Source organism: Arthrobacter sp. 35W (assembly GCF_000482545.1).
Classification (GTDB): domain Bacteria; phylum Actinomycetota; class Actinomycetes; order Actinomycetales; family Micrococcaceae; genus Specibacter.
The window spans coordinates 2,451,811-2,471,711 of record NZ_KI519454.1; the positions used below are offsets into that span (position 1 = coordinate 2,451,811).

Annotated in this window: 15 protein-coding genes and 1 tRNA gene; 3 read left to right on the forward strand and 13 right to left on the reverse strand. The window is 68.0% G+C overall.

The features are described from left to right. Nucleotides 1-292: 292 nt before the first annotated feature. From rho to K254_RS22870, 10 genes are all read right to left on the reverse strand, one after another. Nucleotides 293-2,572, reverse strand: a complete 2,280-nt coding sequence (gene rho, locus K254_RS0110975; RefSeq protein ID WP_026555402.1) for a transcription termination factor Rho — start codon at nucleotides 2,570-2,572, stop codon at nucleotides 293-295. 306 nt (nucleotides 2,573-2,878) lie between these two features. Beyond that, a complete protein-coding gene (gene thrB, locus K254_RS0110980; RefSeq protein WP_051389186.1) occupies nucleotides 2,879-3,862 on the reverse strand; it encodes a homoserine kinase in 984 nt (327 codons plus the stop codon). A 6-nt stretch (nucleotides 3,863-3,868) separates the two neighbouring features. Further along, a complete protein-coding gene (gene thrC / locus K254_RS0110985; RefSeq protein ID WP_026555404.1) occupies nucleotides 3,869-4,981 on the reverse strand; it encodes a threonine synthase in 1,113 nt (370 codons plus the stop codon). After that, nucleotides 4,981-6,339, reverse strand: coding sequence for a homoserine dehydrogenase (locus tag K254_RS0110990; RefSeq protein ID WP_051389060.1), 1,359 nt, complete (start codon nucleotides 6,337-6,339; stop codon nucleotides 4,981-4,983). The genes thrC and K254_RS0110990 overlap by 1 nt, the downstream gene beginning before the upstream one ends. Before the next feature lie 4 nt (nucleotides 6,340-6,343). Then, nucleotides 6,344-7,801: a diaminopimelate decarboxylase gene (gene lysA, locus K254_RS0110995; protein ID WP_026555406.1), complete on the reverse strand. Its 1,458-nt coding sequence runs from the start codon at nucleotides 7,799-7,801 to the stop codon at nucleotides 6,344-6,346. A 44-nt stretch (nucleotides 7,802-7,845) separates the two neighbouring features. Next, entirely contained in the window at nucleotides 7,846-9,498 is a 1,653-nt protein-coding gene (gene argS / locus K254_RS0111000; RefSeq protein WP_026555407.1) for an arginine--tRNA ligase, read from the reverse strand. A gap of 60 nt (nucleotides 9,499-9,558) precedes the next feature. Then, a complete protein-coding gene (locus K254_RS0111005; RefSeq protein WP_026555408.1) occupies nucleotides 9,559-10,341 on the reverse strand; it encodes an ABC transporter permease in 783 nt (260 codons plus the stop codon). Further along, nucleotides 10,338-11,072, reverse strand: a complete 735-nt coding sequence (locus K254_RS0111010) for an ABC transporter ATP-binding protein (protein WP_026555409.1) — start codon at nucleotides 11,070-11,072, stop codon at nucleotides 10,338-10,340. The genes K254_RS0111005 and K254_RS0111010 overlap by 4 nt, the downstream gene beginning before the upstream one ends. After that, a complete protein-coding gene (locus K254_RS22865) occupies nucleotides 11,069-11,659 on the reverse strand; it encodes a TetR family transcriptional regulator (RefSeq protein WP_081710109.1) in 591 nt (196 codons plus the stop codon). The genes K254_RS0111010 and K254_RS22865 overlap by 4 nt, the downstream gene beginning before the upstream one ends. A 75-nt stretch (nucleotides 11,660-11,734) precedes the next feature. Next, nucleotides 11,735-12,991: an MFS transporter gene (locus tag K254_RS22870; RefSeq protein ID WP_035749222.1), complete on the reverse strand. Its 1,257-nt coding sequence runs from the start codon at nucleotides 12,989-12,991 to the stop codon at nucleotides 11,735-11,737. 164 nt (nucleotides 12,992-13,155) lie between these two features. Here K254_RS22870 and K254_RS0111025 point away from each other — a divergent pair. Next, nucleotides 13,156-13,228, forward strand: a tRNA-Arg gene (locus tag K254_RS0111025). A gap of 213 nt (nucleotides 13,229-13,441) precedes the next feature. Here the strand turns inward: K254_RS0111025 and K254_RS22875 are convergent. The 3 genes from K254_RS22875 to K254_RS26160 all read right to left on the reverse strand — a co-directional run bounded on the left by K254_RS22875 (nucleotide 13,442) and on the right by K254_RS26160 (nucleotide 14,839). Next, the gene (locus K254_RS22875) at nucleotides 13,442-14,068 is read right to left on the reverse strand and encodes a hypothetical protein (RefSeq protein ID WP_155848505.1); all 627 of its coding nucleotides are present in this window, start codon (nucleotides 14,066-14,068) and stop codon (nucleotides 13,442-13,444) included. An 80-nt stretch (nucleotides 14,069-14,148) separates the two neighbouring features. Continuing rightward, nucleotides 14,149-14,706: a DinB family protein gene (locus K254_RS0111035; protein ID WP_231391816.1), complete on the reverse strand. Its 558-nt coding sequence runs from the start codon at nucleotides 14,704-14,706 to the stop codon at nucleotides 14,149-14,151. After that, on the reverse strand, nucleotides 14,693-14,839 hold the full coding sequence (locus tag K254_RS26160) for a hypothetical protein (RefSeq protein ID WP_155848506.1): 147 nt from the start codon (nucleotides 14,837-14,839) through the stop codon (nucleotides 14,693-14,695). The genes K254_RS0111035 and K254_RS26160 overlap by 14 nt, the downstream gene beginning before the upstream one ends. A gap of 72 nt (nucleotides 14,840-14,911) precedes the next feature. Here K254_RS26160 and K254_RS0111040 point away from each other — a divergent pair, with 72 nt between their 5' ends. Continuing rightward, nucleotides 14,912-15,862, forward strand: a complete 951-nt coding sequence (locus K254_RS0111040; RefSeq protein ID WP_026555411.1) for a helix-turn-helix transcriptional regulator — start codon at nucleotides 14,912-14,914, stop codon at nucleotides 15,860-15,862. An 81-nt stretch (nucleotides 15,863-15,943) separates the two neighbouring features. Then, nucleotides 15,944-19,873, forward strand: coding sequence for an ATP-dependent RNA helicase HrpA (gene hrpA / locus K254_RS0111045; protein ID WP_026555412.1), 3,930 nt, complete (start codon nucleotides 15,944-15,946; stop codon nucleotides 19,871-19,873). The last annotated feature ends 28 nt before the right edge of the window (nucleotides 19,874-19,901 follow it).

The following is a 19,901-nucleotide window of genomic DNA, read 5'->3' on the forward strand; positions in this document are numbered from 1 at the left end:
CCGGCGCTTAGACACGGTCCGGGAGCGTCGCTCGCTCGCTGAGCGAGCATTGCGCCACGCCCGGCCGCGATGCGCGCCTACGCAAACCGCCGCCTCCGGCACATCTGTACCGACGCGGCTGCGCATTTTGTGCCGGCCCGGGAGTGGCATCGGGCCTGCCTGAGCGTTGCGGCGGACGCACGCAGTGCGGACGCCGCAACGCGAAGGGGCGGGGCCGGCACAAAATGCGCAGCCCCGCCACATGCGAGCGAACGACGACCATGGCGGACCATCGTCGTCGTTCGCTGTCTAACTACTTGTCGTTCTCGCCCTTGACGCCCAGAGTCGTCTTCTGGACCTGCATCAGGAACTCGACGTTGGACTGCGTGTCGCGGATCTTGGAGGTCAGCAGTTCAAGCGACTGCTGCATTTCCAGACCGGAGAGGACGCGGCGCAGACGCCACATGATCTTGACCTCGTCGGGCGAAAGCAGGTTCTCCTCACGGCGCGTACCGGAGGCGTTGACATCAACGGCCGGGAAGATGCGCTTGTCCGCCAGCTGGCGGGACAGACGCAGTTCCATGTTGCCCGTGCCCTTGAACTCCTCGAAGATGACCTCGTCGGCCTTGGAGCCCGTCTCCACCAGAGCCGTGGCCAGGATGGTCAGCGAGCCGCCGTTTTCGATGTTGCGGGCAGCACCGAAGAAACGCTTCGGCGGGTACAAGGCTGCGGAGTCCACACCACCGGAGAGGATGCGGCCCGAGGAGGGTGCGGAGTTGTTGTAGGCACGGCCCAGGCGGGTCATGGAGTCCAGCAGGACCACCACATCCATGCCCATTTCCACCAGACGCTTGGCGCGCTCGATGGAGAGCTCGGCCACCTGCGTGTGGTCGTCGGCCGGACGGTCGAAGGTGGAGGCAATGACCTCACCCTTGACGGTGCGCTGCATGTCCGTGACTTCTTCGGGGCGTTCGTCAACGAGCACCATCATGAGGTGGACCTCAGGATTGTTGGTGGTGATCGCGTTGGCGATGGCCTGCAGGATCAGCGTCTTTCCGGCCTTCGGCGGGGAGACGATCAGACCACGCTGGCCCTTGCCGATCGGAGCCACGAGGTCGATGACACGGGGGCCGATCTTCTTCGGGTCCGTCTCCAGGCGCAGACGCTCGGAGGGGTACAGCGGAACCAGCTTGTTGAACTCAACGCGGTCCTTGAGCTCTTCCGGGTTCTTGCCGTTCACGCTGGTGACGCGCACCAGGGCGTTGAACTTGGCACGCGTGCTCGTGGCCTGGCTGCGGTCTTCGCCCTCGCGGGGGGCGCGGATGGCGCCAACGACGGCGTCGCCCTTGCGCAGGTTGTACTTCTTGACCTGGGCCAGGGACACGTAGACGTCCGAGGAGCCGGGCAGGTAGCCGGAGGTGCGGACGAAGGCGTAGCTGTCCAGCACGTCCAGGATGCCGGCAACGGGCAGCAGGACGTCGTCCTCGGTCACCTCGACGTCGTCGAAGTCCGGGGCCTGGTTGCGGCCGCGGCGGCGCTCGTTGCGGTCGCGGAAGCGGTCATTGCGATCGTTGCGGTCGTTGCGCTGGTTCAGCTCGGGGCCGGCGTTGCGGTCGCGGCGGTTGCGGCGGTTGCGGCTGTTGCGCGAACCATCCTCATCCTCAACCTGGACGCGCGTGTCCTGCTGGCCGCGGGTGTCCTGGCGGGCGTTGCCGCGCTGGTTGCGGTCGTTGCCCTGGTTGTCGCCACGGCCGGCGGAGCGGTCGGTGCGCTCGTTGGTCGTGCGTTCCGCGGTCGCACGCTCATTCGTGCGTTCCGTGGTGGTGCGTTCCGTGGTGGTGCGTTCCGCGTTGGTGCGCTCGTTCGTGCGCTCGTTGGTGCGGGCACCACGCTGCTGGAAACGCTCGCCCTCGGCGGACTCGGCGGCCGGGGCCTCCGTGGTCTCTGCGGCACGCTCGGTGGCGGCGCCCTCGGTGGTCTCCTGGGCGCGGTTCTCGCCACTGCGGCGGTTGCGGGTGCGCGGCTGGCGGCGGTTGCCACCTTCGACCTGCTCAGTGCCGGACTCGCCGCCCTGCTCAGCAGCGGGGGCGGACTCGGCGGGGGCTGCAACGGCTTCGGCGGCAGGCGCAGCGGCACCGGCCACTACTCCATCGCTGACGGCGCGGCGGCTGCGGCGGCTGCGGGCCGGGCGCTCTTCGGCCGCGGGCGCCTCGACTGCGGGAGCCTCGGATCCGTTGGACGCGGCGGCTGTTTCGGCGGCGGGGGCGGCGGAACGCTGGCCACGGCCACGGCCGCCACGGGTGGCGGGCTCTGCGGCTGCGGGCTCGGCGGTCTTTGCCGGCTCAGCCTTTTCGGTCCGTGCAGTCTCAGTGCGCACGGGACGGTCGGCCACGGAGGAGCCGCGCTGGTGGTCGGAAATCGCGGCGACAAGATCGCCCTTGCGCATCCGGGAACCGCCGGTAATGCCCAGCTGGCCGGCAAGTGCCTGCAGCTGTGCCAGCTTCAAACCAGCCAGTCCGCTGCTCTTGGCAGGTGCGGTGGTGGTTTTGGCGGTGTCGTTCAAATCTGAAGTCAGATTTGCTGTGTCAGTCACGAAGGATCCTTCCCCCTCGAGGGCGATCTGTTCTCAGATCGCGGTGATTGGTTCCTGACCATGGTCCACACCGCCGTATGCAGCGCGGGGAAAAATGGCCTTAGGGCCCGTACTGCGCCGCTAGATTTGCTGCGCAGGCGGAAAGTAATACACCTTCCGGCCATGGAACTATAGAAACTGCCGCCGTACCCACATCTGGGTTTCGTGGGTTTTCTCGGCAGACCATCTCTGCGGACCAGTGGCACGACTGTGAAGGTGGCACTGCGGCGGTGTGCAAGGCACCCGCCACAACAAAAGATGCGGCCCTTACCGCCGGTGCACTTCCACCTTAGCACCATCGACGTCCACCGTGAGCGCAAGAACACGCCAGAACACACCGTCCGCAGGCGCATGCGCCTGCGCATGTTCTGCAATGGCCTCCTGCACGCGGACGGCCTCCGCCTGATTCTGTGCCAACGTCATGACCGTGGGGCCCGCGCCGGAGATGAAGGCGGCAAAGCCGCGGCTGCGCAGATCGGCCACCAGCGCGGCACTGGCAGGCATCGCCTCGGCGCGGTAGTCCTGGTGCAGATAGTCCCGGGTGCCGGCCAGCAGCAGCGACGGGTCGTTCGCCAGCGCATGCACCAGCAGGGCCGTGCGTCCGGCGTTGGCGGCGGCGTCCGCGTGGGGAACGGTGGCCGGCAGCATGCCGCGGGCCATTTCCGTCTTGACCTCGACGGCGGGGATGGCCACCACAGGGGTGATGGCTTCGGCCGGTGCAACGCGGACGGAGCGGAAGTCCTCGCCCTCCTGCCAGGAAATGGCCATGGCACCGAAGATCGCCGGGGCGACATTGTCCGGGTGGCCCTCCATCTCGGAGGCAAGCTGCAGCACCCAGGCGCGGTCCTGCGCATCGGCAGGGTCCACCAGGGCATTGGCCAGCGTGATTGCGGCAACGATCACCGATGCCGAGGAGCCCAGCCCTCGGCCGTGGGGCAGTACGTTCTCCGCCGTGATCTTCAACCCGCCGCGGCGGTATCCCAGCCGGGCAAAGGCCAGGTCCATCGCCTTGACGGCCAGATGGCCCTCATCGCGGGGCACCTCATCGGCGCCCTCGCCCCGGAGGTCGAACTCGAGGCGGCCGTCGTCGTCGAGCGTTTCAACGCTCAACGTGTCGTACAGGGCCACGGCCAACCCCAGGCTGTCGAAGCCGGGGCCGAGATTGGCGCTGGTTCCGGGCACGCGTACGGTGGCGGCAAGCCCGGTGGCGGGCACCTTTGCGGTGCCCGCCACCAGCGGCGGAGTGCTCATCTGCATTTAGCCGTTCACAGCTTCCAGCCCAAGGGCGGAGGCGACGGTGACGACGTCGTAGGCCACGGACTGCGGCTCGACGGAGCTGCCATCGACGTTCTTCAGGGCCCAGTCCGGGTCCTTCAGGCCGTGGCCGGTGACGGTGATGACAATCGTCTTGCCGCTGGGAACCTCGCCCGCGGCATGCTTCTTCAAGAGGCCCGCGACGCCGGCGGCGGAGGCGGGCTCCACGAACACGCCCTCCTTGGCCGAGAGCCAGCGGTGGGCGGCAAGGATTTCCTCGTCCGTCACGGCATCGATCAGGCCGCCGGACTCGTCGCGGGCGGCGATGGCCAGATCCCAGGACGCGGGGTTGCCGATGCGGATGGCGGTGGCGATGGTGTCAGGCTCCGTGATGGGGTGGCCGGCCACGAACGGCGCGGCACCGGCGGCCTGGAAGCCCCACATGATGGGCGTCTTGGTGGAGACGGCGTCCAGCGTGCCCGCCGTGGCGGACTCGTAGGGAGCAGCGTACTCCTTGTAGCCCTTCCAGTAGGCGCTGATGTTGCCAGCGTTGCCCACAGGAAGCACGTGGTAGTCCGGAGCGTCGCCCAGGGCATCCACCACTTCGAAGGCACCGGTCTTCTGGCCCTCGATGCGGGCGGGGTTCACCGAGTTCACCAGGAACACCGGGTAGGACTCGGCCAGCTTGCGGGCCACGTCCAGGCAGTCGTCGAAGTTGCCATCGACCTGCAGCAGCGTGGCACCGTGGGCCACGGCCTGGCTGAGCTTGCCCATGGAGATCTTGCCCTCGGGCACCAGCACGGCGCAGGTGAGGCCTGCGGCGGTGGCGTAGGCCGCGGCGGAGGCGGAGGTGTTGCCGGTGGAGGCGCACACCACGGCCTTGGCGCCGGCGGCGACGGCGGCCGTCATGGCCATCGTCATGCCGCGGTCCTTGAAGGAGCCGGTGGGGTTCATACCCTCCACCTTCAGGTACACGGTGGAGCCGGTCAGCTCGGAGAGCTTCTGGGCGTGCACCAGCGGGGTGCCGCCCTCCCCCAGCGTGATGATCTTGGTGTCGGCCGTGACAGGCAGACGCTCGGCATATTCGCGGACAACGCCGCGCCACTGGTGAGCCATTAGACTCCCTCTACTCTCAGAACGCTGGTGACGGAATTGATCACATCGAGGCCCTTGATGGCCTCAACGGTGGCGGCCAGTGCGGCCTCCGATGCTTCGTGCGTGACGAAGCGCAGCTCTGCAGAGCTGGCGCCGCCGTTTTGGTGCACGGTCTGGCGCATGGTCTCGATGGACACGCCATGGTCGGTGAAGACGGCGGCAATCTTGGACAGCACGCCAGGCTGGTCCGCTGCGTCCACGCCAATGTAGTAGCGCGTGGAGACGGCCTCGATGCCCACCGCGGGCACATGCCCGGTGGTGGTTTCGGTGCGGCCGGGGCCGCCCAGCACCATGCGGCGGGCAGCGGAGACGACGTCGCCCAGCACGGCGGAGGCGGTGGGTGTGCCACCGGCGCCGCGGCCGTAGAACATCAGTTCACCGGCGTTTTCGGCCTCAATGAAGACGGCATTGAAGGCGCCGTGCACGGCGGCCAGCGGGTGCTCGCGCGGCAGCAGGGTGGGATGCACGCGCACGGACACCGCTTCGCTTTCGACGCCATCGTCGGAAACCAACGTCAGCTTTTCGGCGATGGCCAGCAGCTTGATGACAAACCCGGCGTCCTTGGCGGCGGCGATGTCCGCAGCCGTTACGGAGCTGATGCCCTGGCAGTGCACATTTTCCAGGGCAAAGCGGGTGTGGAAGGACAGCGAGGCCAGGATGGCTGCCTTGGCGGCGGCGTCGTGGCCCTCGACGTCGGCCGTCGGATCGGCCTCGGCGTAGCCCAGACGCTGGGCGTCGGCCAGTGCATCCTCGAACTGGGCACCAGTGGTGTCCATCTGGTCCAGGATGTAGTTGGTGGTGCCGTTGACGATGCCCAGCACGCGGGTGATCTTGTCCCCGGCGAGCGAATCACGGATCGGGCGCAGGATCGGGATCGCACCGGCCACGGCGGCCTCGTAGGAGAGCTGGACGCCGGCGGCGTCGGCCTTCTCGTACAGCGAGGGGCCGTCGGCCGCCAGCAGCGCCTTGTTGCCGCTGACCACCGTGGCGCCGTGTTCAATGGCCTCCAGGATCAGCGTGCGGGCCGGCTCCAGGCCGCCCATCAGCTCAATGACGATGTCCGCTCCACGCACCAGTGCCGAGGCATCGGTGGTGAAGAGCTCCCGCGGGAGCTCCACCTCGCGCGGCGCGTCAATGTTGCGCACCGCAATACCGGACAGTTCCAGGCGGGCACCGGTGCGGGCCTGCAGGGCGTCGGCATCCTCAAGCAGAATGCGGGCCACCTGCGATCCCACGTTGCCGGCGCCCAGCAGGGCCACCTTGAGGGTCTTGGTCGTATTGGGTGCTGCGGGATCCGCTGCGGTGGTGCGCTCGGTCAAGGTGTTAAGCCCCTAAATCGCGTGCTAACAAGTCGTCTTCGGTTTCTCCCCGCACAATGAGGCGGGCTGCCCCGTTTCGGACGGCGACCACAGGGGGCCTGGGCACGTAGTTGTAGTTGCTGGCCAATGCCCAGCAGTACGCCCCCGTGCCCGGGACTGCAAGAAGGTCGCCGGCCGCCACGTCGTTGGGCAGATATACATCTCTAACAACAATGTCGCCGCTCTCGCAATGTTTGCCCACTACTCGGGACAGCGCGGGGGCGGCAGCGGAGGTCCGGCTGGCCAAAACGGCCGAATAATCCGCGTCATAGAGCACCGGACGGGCGTTGTCGCTCATTCCGCCGTCCACCGACACATAACGACGCGGAGCCGTAACCGGGGAGCCTCCATCGGAAGCATCCGCGGCGCCGTCCACCTCGACGTTGACAGTTTTCAGCGTGCCGGTCTCGTACAGGGTGAAGGTGGTGCTGCCGACAATGGCCCGTCCCGGCTCGATGGAGATCCGCGGGGCGGTGATGCCCAGTTCCGCGCAGGTGGAGCGCACGACGGCGGCCATGGCCGCGGCGATCTCGGCCGGCGGGCGCGGGGTGTCCACGGCGGTGTAGGCGATGCCGTAGCCGCCGCCCAGGTCCAGCTCGGGCAGCGTGATGGCGTAGCTGTGCTGCATCTGCGCGAGGAAGGTCAGCAGGCGCTCCGCGGCCAGCGCGAAGCCCTCCGGCTCGAAGATCTGCGAGCCGATGTGGCAGTGCAGGCCCAGCAGCTCGATGCCCTCGGACGCCGTCGCAGCGGCAACCGCCGCCTCCGCCGGGCTCACGCTGGCGCCGTCGGCCAACATGGAGAGGCCGAACTTCTGGTCCTCGTGGGCCGTGGCAATGAATTCATGGGTGTGCGCGTGCACGCCCGGGGTCAGGCGGAGCATCACCTTGGCACGCTCGCCGCGGGAAACCGCAATGGCCGCCACGCGTTCCAGCTCGTCCAGGCTGTCCACCACGATGCGGCCCAGCTTCATGTCCAAGGCGCGGTTGATCTCCGCGGCGGACTTGTTGTTGCCATGCAGGCCCAGGTTCTCCCCCGCCAGCCCGGCGCGGGCAGCCACGGCCAGTTCGCCGCCGGAGCAGGTGTCCAGGCGCAGGCCCTCGCTGTCCACCCAGCGGGCAATCTCCGTGCAGAGGAAGGACTTGCCGGCGTAGTAGACGTCCACGCCGCCGCAGATGTCCGCGAAGGCGGCGTCGAAGGCATCCTTGAACGCCCGGGCACGCGCCCGGAAGTCGGCCTCGGAGACGACGAAGAGCGGGGTGCCGAACTGTGCCTTGAGCTCGGCGACGGAGACGCCGTCGACGCCCACCACGCCGTCGTCGTTGCGGGACACATCCTGGGCCCACATCAGCGGCGTGAGCTCGTTCAGATCACCGGGGGCGGGCAGCCACTCGGGCGCCAGCGCGGCCCCGGCAGCCGTATTGATGCCGGTCTGCGCTGTATCTTGGGCGGTCTCTTTCGCCAAGGCGATCACATCCTCTCCGGAGCGGAAACACCCAGCAGACCCAGGCCGTTGGCCAGCACCTGGCGGGTGGCATCGTTCAGCCACAGGCGGGTGCGGTTGACGTCGGTGATGGCCTCATCGCCCATCGGGGTGACGCGGCAGGCGTCGTACCAGCGGTGGTAGGCACCGGCGATGACCTCCAGGTGGCGGGCCACGCGGTGCGGTTCGCGGTAGGCGGCGGCCTGGGCCACGACGCCGGGGAACTGGCCCAGGACGGCCAGCAGTTCGGACTCGGTGGCGTGGCTGAGCGCACCGGCGTCGAAGGCGCTGCGGTCCACACCGGCGGCCTCGGCGTTGCGGCCCACGGCGCACGTGCGGGCGTGGGCGTACTGGACGTAGAACACCGGGTTCTCGTTGGAGCGCTTGGTCAGCACATCCAGATCGATGTCGATATTGGAGTCCGAGGAGAAGCGGGCCAGCGAGTAGCGGGCGGCGTCCGTGCCGACAACCTCCACCAGGTCCTCCATCGTGACAACTGTGCCGGCGCGCTTGGACATGCGCACGGGGGTGCCGTCCTTGACCAGGTTCACCATCTGGCCGATCAGCACCTCCACGCGGTCGGCGTCGTCGCCCATGGCAGCGGCAGCGGCCTTCAGGCGGGCCACATAGCCGTGGTGGTCGGCGCCGAGCATGTAGATGCACAGGTCGAAGCCGCGGTCGCGCTTGTTCTTGAAGTAGGCGATGTCGCCGGCGATGTAGGCGGCGTTGCCATCGCTCTTGATGACCACGCGGTCCTTGTCGTCGCCAAAGTCGGTGGAGTTCAGCCACCAGGCGCCGTCCTTGAGGTACATGTGGCCGGAGCCCTTGAGCTGCTCGAGCAGCTTCTCCACGGCACCGTCCTCGAAGAGCGAGTTCTCGTGGAAGTAGACGTCAAAGTCCACGCCGAACTCGTGCAGCGATTCGCGGATGGAGGCGAACATGAGTTCCACACCGTGGGCGCGGAACTCTTCCTGCGGGTCCTCGGCGGAGAGGATGTCCGGGTGCGCGTTCACCACGGCCTGGGCGATGTCCACAATGTACTCGCCGCCGTAGCCGTCCTCCGGGGCCGGCTCACCCTTGGCGCTGGCCAGCAGGGAGCGGGCAAACTTGTCGATCTGGTTGCCGTGGTCGTTGAAGTAGTACTCACGGGTTACATCCGCGCCCTGGGCCAGGAAGATGCGGGCCAGGGAATCGCCGACGGCGGCCCAGCGGGTGCCGCCGAGGTGGATCGGGCCGGTGGGGTTGGCCGAGACGAACTCCAGGTTGATCTTGGTGCCGGCCATCGCGGCGTTGGTGCCGAAGGCCTCGCCGGATTCCACGATGGACTTGGCGAGCTCGCCGGCGGCGGCGGCGTCGAGGATGATGTTCAGGAAGCCGGGGCCGGCAATCTCCACCTTGGCCACGCCATCGATCTGCTCCAGACGGGTGCTGAGCAGTTGGGCGATGGTGCGCGGCGGCACACCGGCGGGCTTGGCCAGCTGCAGGGCGATGCTGGTGGCCCAGTCTCCGTGCTCCCGGCTCTTCGGTCGCTCCACGCGCACCTCCTTGGGCAGCGCCTCGGCGGGAACGTTGAGTTCACCGGCGGCGGCAGCGTCGTGGAGGCAGGTGGTAATGGCGGCGGAAAGTTCTTCAGGAGTCACCGTCCCAGTGTACGTTTGCCGCCCCACCGCTCCCCAATCGGGTGTGGGAAGCGACGTTGCTCAACCGTAGGACGTCTCCATGGTCTTCCACCATTGGCATGTTGCTGTAATGCCGAGGGCGGCGACCGGGACGCAGAGGAAGAGCTGCAGCGGGCTGACCGTTTCGGCGGCCGCCGCTCCGCCCATGCCCATCCACAGCCCCGGCGCCGCATAGGGAAACCATGCCCCGGCGCCGAAGGCCGTCACCACTTGGGTGGCGACCACCAGCAGCACCAGGGCCCCGACACCGGGAAGATAGCCGCGCGCCACACTGGCGACGACGGCAAGGGGGCAGGCCAGCAGGGCCGCCAGGGCGCCGGCGCACCAGGCCTTGCCCGCCGCGGCCAGATCGTCGGGTCCGGGGATGCCCAGGCCAATGGCGGTGCCGGCCACGAAGGCCGCAGCCGTGGTGGCCAGGCAGAGTGCCAGCGACCACAGCAGGACCACGGCAAACTTTGCGCAGGCCAGCTGCCGACGGCTGACGGGCAGGGAAAACAAGCAGGACTGGGTCTTGTCGGTGAACTCGCGGCCGAAGCACCAGCACACCACAAAACCGATGCCTATCAGCGCCCCCACGGACAGCAGCATCCCCACCATCGCCAAGTACCCGGCCCAGCCCGAACCCGTCAGCAGGGCCGCGGCCTTATGGCCGATCTGGCTGGACCCATCGGAGGTCGCAGCAACCATGAAGGCCGCTGCGAGCACCGGCAGCCCCGCCCCAACCAGGCCGGAAACCGTGCGCACCACGGGCGCCCGGCGGAACTTCAGGGCCTCGAATTCCAGCGCCTGTGCGAAGGTGCTCATCCCAGCTCCTGCTCGTCGGACTGCAGCACCAGGTCAAAGAACCTGCGTTCCAGATCCACCGTTCCCGGTGCCAGCGAGCCGATGATCCTGCCGCGGTGGAGCACGCTGATCCTGTCGGCCATCCGCGAGACCTCATCAAGGTGGTGGCTGGAGACCAGGACGGCGGCGCCCCGCTCCCTGGCCGCGTCCTGGAGCAGCCGGCGGAGGACTATGACACCGCGGGGGTCCAGGGCATTGGTCGGTTCGTCCAGGACCAGCACCGTGGGTGTATGGACCAGTGCGGCGGCCAGACCCACGCGCTGCCGATTTCCCAGCGACAGCGCCCCGGCGCGAAAGTCGGCATAGGCATCCAGTCCCAGATCGGACAACGCCTTGTCTGCGGCCAAAGCGGCGGCCGCCCTGCCCAGGCCGTGCAGCCGGGCCGAGGAGTAGATGTTTTCCTTTGCCGACAGCTCCGGATATGCGAAGGGAGTCTCGAGCATCTGCCCCACCGTCGACCAGAGCTGCGGTGCGGCCCCAGGCACCTGGACTCCGGAAAGGCGGGCCGAGCCCCCATCCGGGGTGAGCATGCCCAGCAGGATCCGCATCAGCGTCGTCTTGCCGGCACCGTTCAGCCCGACGATGGCGTGGATTTCCGCCGGTCCCACGTCCAGGGACACGTCATCGAGGACGCCAAGGCCGCCTAGAGCCTTAGTGATCCGCTCTGCTGTGATGGCTGCAGGCGCTGTCACCGGGCTCGCCGGACCGTCCCGCCAGGTCCACAGGGGTCTCCCGGCGCGCCCATCAGTGCCAGGGCCGCGCCCATCCGTTCCCGAAGGTCCTGCCCGTCCGGCTCCGCCGCCCAGTCCAACAGGGCTGCCGTCACGCCACCCAGGCAGGAACCAGCGGCCACCCGGGCTTCCAGCCGGGCAACCCCCGTTCCGACTAGGGCTTTGACCAAGAGGTCCTCGGTTCTGCGGTTGTTTTCCCAAATGCCGGCCGCGAGCCGTGGGTGGCCGGCTATGAGTCCGATCTTGTCCCGAACGGCGCTGTCGGCTGGCCCGGGCATTGCGCTCCACGCGGCCAGCAGGCCCCGACGGACCCGCTCCATCGCCGGCAGTGCGGAATCCTGGGCGGCCACGAGGCCCGCGATCACTGGATCATAGGGGTCGTCAAAGACCACAGAGTCCTTCGTGGGAAAGTGCCTGAAGAAGGTCATCTGCGACACCTGGGCAGCCTCGGCGATCTGTGCGACTGTCGTCTCGTCGAATCCCTGCGACAGGAACAGCTCCATGGCCCGTTCCTGTAGGAGCGCTTTGGTGGCTGCGGCTTTTCCCATGGCCAAAATGTTAGTCTCTAACATTTAGGCGGTCAAGGGTCCGCTCGTTGCAAGTGCTGCGGGGAACTCCCCGGCCTAGGCGGCCGCCGCCGGCTTGAAGTCGTCCTCCAGCATTCGCGGGCGGCAGATGATGAAGGCTCCGGCACCCAGCAGCACCAGGGTGGCAAAGAGGAAGACGAACGGCAGCGTCCAGCCGCCGCTGGCCTGGTGCAGCAGGCCAAAGAGCAGCGGACCGGAGCAGGCGAGCGCGTAGCCCATCCCCTGGCTGAAGCCGGAGAGGGCACCGGCGCCCACGTGCGTGCGGGTGCGGTGGTTGATCAGCAGCAGCGACAGCGGGAAGGTGCCGGGCCCAAGTCCGGCCAGCACCACCCAGAGCCAGGTCAGCGTCGCCGGGGCCAGCAGCAGCCCCAGGTACCCGGCCACAAAGCAGCCCAGCATCACCAGCACCACGGGGAAGGGATTGGCCATCTTAGCAGCCAGCAGCGGGATCAGCAGGCTCATCGGCAGGCCCAGGGCGGCGAAGAGTGCGAGCATGCTGCCGGCACTGCCACGGTCCAGCCCGGCCTCGGTAAGGATCTCCGGCAGCCAGGCAAACATGGAATAGGTGTTCAAGGAGGTGCAGCCGAACATGAAGGTCAGGCCCCAGGCCACCGGCGAGCGCCACAGGTTCATCTTCGGCGCGGGTGCCTTGCTGCCCCCGGCTCCGTGGACGACGACGGCGGGCCCGGTACCAGCGGCCGGCTTGGCCACCGCCGTCGCTGGTGTCCTTCCGCTGGCCAGCACGCCCAGCCAGGGCAGCAGCGCAACGGTGCTCACGCCAGCCCAGAGGACCAGGGACAGCTGCCAGCTCGTGGCGTCAGCCACCGGGACGGCCAGCTGGGCCGGCAGGGCTGTGCCCACGCTGAGCGCCGTCACGTAGATGGCCGTCATCAGGCCCACCTTGGTGGGGAAGTATTTCTTGACCAGCGGCGGCAGCAGGACATTGCCCGCGCCCAGTCCAGCCAGCGATACGACGGAGAGCACCAGGAACAGTGCCGTGGTGGGGGCGAAGACGCGCAGCACCTGGCCCACGGTGGAGACGACCATGGCGCCGACGGCAAGCCATTCCAGCGACGCCCAGCGGATCACATAGGGGGTCAGGAAGCCAAACACCGCAAAGGCTGCGGTGGGCAGCATCCCCAGCAGGCCAATGGTGGCCGCATCCATGGGGAGCTGCGCATCAATGGTGGACACCAGCGGCGGAACCACTGTGACCGCCGACCGCAAAGTCAGGGCGACAAGAATGATTCCTGCCGCGACGAGCCATTGGGGTCTGCGCGTTTGTGTCACCATTTGAGCAACGTTACCCCCGCAATCCCCGCCACAGCAGGCGGATTTGCGATGATCTTGGACACGCTGTGCACCCCGCGGTCAACGCGCCAGGGTCCCGGTTTTACTTTGCACGCGCCACACCTGATAAGCTCGTTTCCGTTCCCATCGGCAACCACGGTTGCCGCGCCCTCGTAGCTCAGGGGATAGAGCGTCTGCCTCCGGAGCAGAAGGCCGTAGGTTCGAATCCTATCGAGGGCACGGAATGAGACCCCGCCAGTTCATTGAGCTGGCGGGGTCTTTCCATGCCCGGCCGTTCTCTCCGCCGTCGATGTGGCGCAAACTCCGCGGACCCGAACGGCGCGCCCGTTCGACGACGGCATCCGGGACACGTTTCCCCGTCCAGGACGCGTCCACAATTGCGTCCCAAGCGGGGAATGGCATCCTCCCCGGGTCGTGGTGGTTGGACACAGGCTAGGGAATGACGGGGGAATCGTCCGATTGGAGTTCCCAGACCAGATCGAGGCCCACCCGCGCTCCCTGCAGCGCATTGATCTCGTCCTGGCTCATACCGGTGGTGTCAAACCGCCAGGTGCACCGGTAGCTTTTCGTTTCCCCGGGGGTTCCCGTGGTGTCCCACGAGGAGCCACCTGTGGCGAAGTCCCGGTTGGTGGCGGCCAGGGTGGCCAGTGGCAGTTCCGAAACTGCATTGGCCGTCGGGGTGAAGCCGGTGCAGTCATTGAAGGAACCGCCGGTGCCCTGCTCCAGATCAAAGTAGATCCGGCTATCCAGCCCGCGGGCGGCGATGAGGTTTTGCGTGTAGGCCCGCACTTCCCCGGAAACATTGGACTGCGACGTGACCACGATGCATTTCTGGCCCGTCTGCCCGGGCACGATGTTCTCCACGGTGAACGCTGCGGCACCCAGGCCATCGTCGGTCAATGCCACATTGCCCGCGCTCCACGAACTGCCTGAGTTGCGGGTGTTGGCCGAGAAAGCGGCCTGTGAACCCTGCCAAACCATGCCGCCGGCCATCAGTAGGGCGATGGGTGCGGCGCTGAATACTGCGACTTTGCGCAACTGCGCAGCTGGAGTTTTCATAGCTGAGGCCTTTGTCTTGGGACCCCTCTGCGCAGAAGGAGCGGAGAACGTTGCGCAGAACGGCCGCGGTCAATGCAGGGCTAGTGCTGGTTGGCGTAGAGGTCCCGCAGGAGCGCGGCTTCGGCGAGGTGGTGGATCATCTCGCGGTTGATGTGCAGCACCAAGGTGGCCATGGGCGAGCTGGCATAGGGGCCCTCCGCCGGGCCGCAGGGACGGGCCAGGCCTGCCTCCCCCAGGGAGCGCACCCCGGCAATCCACGCCGCATAGGCCCCGTCCAGCCGGTCGAGGGCGACGGCGGCCGTGCCGGGGTAGTCGTAGCCCTGGTAGTCCACCTGCGGGCCGCCGAAGTGGCTGGCCAGCCGCGCCCCCAGGACACCGACCTGCAGATGGGACAGCCGCCAGGCGATGGTGGTCAACGGGGCAGGATCCGGCTCCGGCACGATGAAGTCGATGGTGAATGCGCCGCTGCCGGGCGCATCAGCGGGTGTGGCATGGGTCCGCCGGCGGACATTCCAGCCCGGGACGGGTTCCCAGAAATACTCGGCGTCGCTGAGACCCTCTAGCCGGGCGCGCGCCTGGTACGTCCAATGCCAGTCCAGCTGGTCCACCAGCTCCGTCGTCCAGTCAATTCCGGTCACGGCCCCATCCCTCCATCGCGGCTTCCCTGATCTGCACCGGCACGGCAACGGCCGCAGGAAGCCGCTGCAACCCCGCAGCATCATTCTGCGGCTGCCGGTCCCGGTCTGGGTAGTAGCTGGTGATGTATCGCATGATTCAAGCCTAGAAACCATTGCGGACAGCTTTGGTCCGCAATACAGAAAAATGGGGTGTAGATTTCCGTCCATGGTGGAAACCTCAGCCAGGCTTTTGCAGTTGTTGTCGCTGCTGCAGATCCGCCGCGAGTGGACGGGGCAGGACCTCGCCGCGCGCCTGGAGGTCACCGAGCGCACCGTGCGCCGGGACATCGGCAAACTGCGCACGCTGGGCTATCCCATCAACGCCTCCCCCGGCGTGGCAGGCGGCTACCAACTCGGCGCCGGTGCCGCGCTGCCGCCGCTGCTGCTGGACGACAACGAGGCCGTCGCGGTGGCCCTGGGTCTGGCCACCATGGCAGTGGGACCCGTCGCGGGCATCGGCGAGGCCTCCGTCCGCGCCCTGGCCAAGCTGGAACAGGTGCTCCCGGCGCGCCTGCGGCCCAAGTTCGCCGCGCTCAAGACCTCCATCTCCACCATCGCGGGTCCAGCGTCGGAGGTCGACCCGGAAGCCCTGACAGCCCTGTCCACCGGCATCGCCGCGCGCCGGGTTCTGGAGTTCGACTACCAAGCCTCCGACGGCGCCGCCACACGCCGCTTCGTAGAGCCGTACCGCCTGGTGGATGCCGGGCCGCGCTGGTACGTGGTCTGCTGGGATCTGGGCCGCACGGACTGGCGGACCTTCCGCGTGGATCGGCTGACGTCCATCCCCCGCCAGCGCCAGCGCTTCGTCCCCCGCCCGCTGCCGGCCGCCGATCTGGCCGGCTATGTGCAGCAGGCCATCACCCGCTCCCCCTACCGCTACGACCTGCAGGTGCGCATCCACGCACCGCTGCCGGTGGTGGCGGAGCGGCTCGGCAGCAGCACCGCACAGCTCTCCGGCGACGGCGGCGCCACGGTGGTGCGGATGGGTTGGGATTCCTTGGATGATCCTCTGGCGGAGCTGGCAGCCTTCGGCTGGGACTTCGAGATCGTCGCACCCGCCGCGCTGCGAGATGCCGCCCGGGCCATGGCCCAGCGGCTGGGCCACGCGGCCGGCTAGAACCGTCCGGGACTGGACGGCGCCCCGCCCCGCCTGGCCACTGGCGGTGGCAGGCATGCAGACGCATAAACTGGGGGCACAATGACTTTGACAATTAGCTACCCCGCAGCCCTGCCGGTCTCCGAGCGCCGCGAGGACCTGATGGCCACCATTGCCGCCAACCAGGTCACCATCATCGCCGGTGAAACCGGGTCCGGAAAGACCACGCAGATCCCCAAGATGTGCCTGGAACTGGGGCTGGCGGAAAAGGGCCTGATCGGGCACACCCAGCCGCGCCGTCTGGCCGCGCGCACTGTGGCCGAGCGCATTGCCAGCGAGCTCGACGTCGAGATTGGCCAGGAGGTGGGCTTCCAGGTCCGCTTCACCGGCCACGTCGGACCGCAGACGAAGATCAAGCTCATGACGGACGGCATCCTGCTGGCGGAGATCCAGCGCGACAGGCTGCTGCGCAAATACTCCACGCTGATCATCGATGAGGCGCACGAACGCAGCCTGAACATCGACTTCATCCTCGGCTACCTGCGCCAGATCCTGCCCAAGCGCCCGGATCTGAAGATCATCATCACCTCCGCCACCATCGATCCGGAGCGCTTTGCGGAGCACTTCGCCTCGCCCGAGGGCCCGGCGCCCATCATCGAGGTCTCCGGACGCACCTTCCCCGTGGAGATCCGCTACCGCCCGCTCAGCGGGGGCGCCGACGGCGAGGACGACGGCATTGCGGACCGCAAGCTCGACGGCGGCAACGCCGAGGAGGACCGCGATCCGGTGGACGCCGTGTGCGACGCCGTCGAGGAGCTCTCCAAGGAGGCACCGGGCGATGTCCTGATCTTCTTCTCCGGCGAGCGCGAGATCCGCGACGCCGCCGAGGCCCTGCGCGGCCGCTTCAAGCACCACCCCCGGCTGAGCGATGCGGAGATCCTGCCGCTCTTTGCCCGGCTGTCCCTGGCCGAGCAGCATGCTGTCTTCACCCCGGGCAAGCGCAAGCGCATTGTGCTGGCGACCAATGTGGCCGAGACGTCCCTGACGGTGCCGGGCATCAAGTACGTGATCGACACCGGCACAGCCCGCATCTCCCGCTACTCGCACCGCACCAAGGTCCAGCGCCTGCCCATCGAGCGGATCTCCCAGGCCAGCGCCAACCAGCGCTCGGGCCGCTGCGGGCGTGTCAGCGACGGCATTGCCATCCGTCTCTACGCGGAGGACGACTTCGAGGCCCGGCGCGAGTTCACGGACCCGGAGATCCTGCGCACCAACCTCGCCGCCGTCATCCTGCAGATGTCCGCCATGGGTGTGGCGAAGGGCCCCAAGGACGTGGAGAACTTCCCGTTCGTCGAGGCCCCGGATTCCCGGGCCATCACCGACGGCGTCACGCTGCTGCGCGAGCTCGGCGCCGTCACGGCCGAGGGTGCCATCACCGCCGTCGGACGCCAGCTGGCCCAGCTCCCGGTGGACCCGCGCCTGGGCCGGATGATCGTCGAGGCCGGCAAGCGGGGCTGCGCCAAGGAGGTCATGATCCTCGCCGCCGCGCTGACCATCCAGGACCCGCGCGAACGCCCCCAGGGGGACGGCAGCAGCAAGCAGCAGCTGGCCGCGGAGAAGCACAAGCGCTTTGCGGATGAGAACTCGGACTTCACCGGTTTCTTGAACATGTGGCGCTACGTCACCGACAAGCAGTCCGAACTTGGCTCCTCGGCCTTCCGCCGCCTGTGCAAGGCGGAGTTCCTGAACTTCCTGCGCATCCGCGAATGGCAGGATCTGTTCTCCCAGCTCAAGCAGCTGGCCAAGCCGCTGGGCATCACCCTGGCCGGGGGCGACGTCGACCCCGTGGGCGGACACCAGGCCATCCACATGAGCCTGCTCTCGGGCCTGCTCAGCCACATCGGCCTCTACGACCAGCGCAAGCGCGAGTACGCCGGCGCGCGCGGCACCCGCTTTGCCGTGTTCCCCGGCTCGGCGCTGTTCAAGAAGTCCCCGGACTGGGTGATGGCCGCCGAGCTGGTGGAGACCTCCCGGCTCTGGGCCCGCGTGGCCGCTAAATTCGACCCGCTCTGGGCCGAGGAGGTGGCACCGGATCTGGTGAAGCGCAGCTACAGCGAGCCACACTGGTCCAAGAAGATGGGCTCGGTCATGGCCCACGAGAAGGTCACCCTCTATGGGGTGCCGATCGTCCCGGACCGCCGCATCAACTACGGCCGGATCGATCCCGAGCTCAGCCGCGAGCTGTTCATCCGCCATGCCCTGGTGGAGGGCGACTGGCGCACCCACCACAAGTTCTTCCACCGCAACCAGGCCCTGCTGGCCGAGGTGGAGGAGCTGGAGACGCGCATGCGCCGCCGCGACCTGCGTGTGGACGACGAGACGCTTTTCGATTTCTACGACGCGCGGGTGGGCGCCGGCGTGGTCTCCGAACGCCACTTCGACAAGTGGTGGAAGGATGCCCGCCAGGAGAACCCAACGCTGCTGGACTTCGACCCGGAACAGGTCATGGCCGAGGACGCCTCCCAATTGGACGAGGCCGCCTTCCCCAAGCTCTGGCACCAGGACGGCTTTGAGCTGCCCCTCTCCTACGAGTTCCACCCCACCGCGCCCGGGGCCACCCCCAACCCGTCCGACGGCGTGACGGTGCAGGTGCCGCTGCTGTTCCTCAACCAGCTGCACGAGGCACCGTTCCGCTGGCAGATCCCCGGACTGCGTGCGGAGCTGGTCACAGCGCTGATCAAGTCCCTGCCCAAGGCGGTGCGGAAGAACTTTGTGCCCGCCCCGGATGTGGCACGCTCGGCGACGGCGGCGCTCGCGGCGGACTTCGACCCGGCAGTTGACGCCCTGGAACCGTCCCTTGAGCTGGCCCTGCGCCGGATCAAGGGCCATGTCATTCCGCCGGGATCGTGGAATTGGGACGCCGTGCCCGCGCACCTGCGGATGACCTTCCAGGTGGTGGACCGCCACGGAAAGATTCTGGACGAGGGCCAGGACCTGGCCCAGCTGCAGGAGCGCTTGGCCGGTGCCACCCGCCGGGCCATCGCCGAATCCCTTGGGGCGACACCGAAGACCACGCAGGCCGTGAAGGGCAAAACGGGGCCCGGCCAACGTGAGGACCGCCGGTCGAGCCCGTCGAGACCAACGGCCGACACCGGCGGCATTCAGGAGCAGAGCGGGCTGACGGAGTGGACCGTGGGGACGCTGCCGCGTGAGGTGAAGCGTTTGGTGGCCGGACACACCGTCACGGGCTACCCCGCCCTGGTGGACGAGGGGTCAACGGCCGGTGTGCGCGTCTACCAGACGGAGGACGCGGCACTGGCGTCCATGCGGGCCGGCGTCATCCGCCTGCTGGCCCTGCGCGTGCCCTCGCCGGACCGCTATGTGCTGGAGCATCTGAACAACAACGAGAAGCTCACCTTCAGCCAGAACCCGCACGGCAGTGTTACATCCCTGATTGCCGACTGCGCGCTCGCGGCCATCGACAAGCTGGTCCCGGCCGAGCTGCCGTGGACGCGGGCGGAGTTCGATGCGCTCTTCGACAAGGTGCGTGCCGAGCTGATCGACACGGTCTTCGCCGTCACTGCCGTCGTCGAGCGCATCCTTTCCAGCGCCCGGCGCATCCAGAAGGAGCTCAAGGCGGCCACCAGCCTGTCACTGATCTCCGCGCTGAACGACATCAAGGGCCAGCTGGAGCTGCTGGTGTACCCGGGCTTCGTCGCCAAGACGGGGTTTGCCCAGCTCAGCCAGCTGCCGCGCTACCTCACTGCCATTGAGCGGCGGCTGGAAAAGCTGCCCAGCAATGTGGCCCGGGACGGTGCCAACATGGCCATCGTGCAGCGGCTGGAGGACGAGTATGACGACGCCGTGGCAGCCCTGGCACCGGGGAAGAGCCATTCCAGCGCGCTGGAGGCCGTGCGATGGATGATCGAGGAACTGCGCGTCAGCCTCTTCGCCGTCGAGCTCGGCACCGCCTACTCCGTCTCCGAAAAGCGCATCCGCACCGCCCTCAACCAGGCCCTCGCGCCCAAGTAGGCGGGGCCCGGCTGCCGGGTGTGGGGAC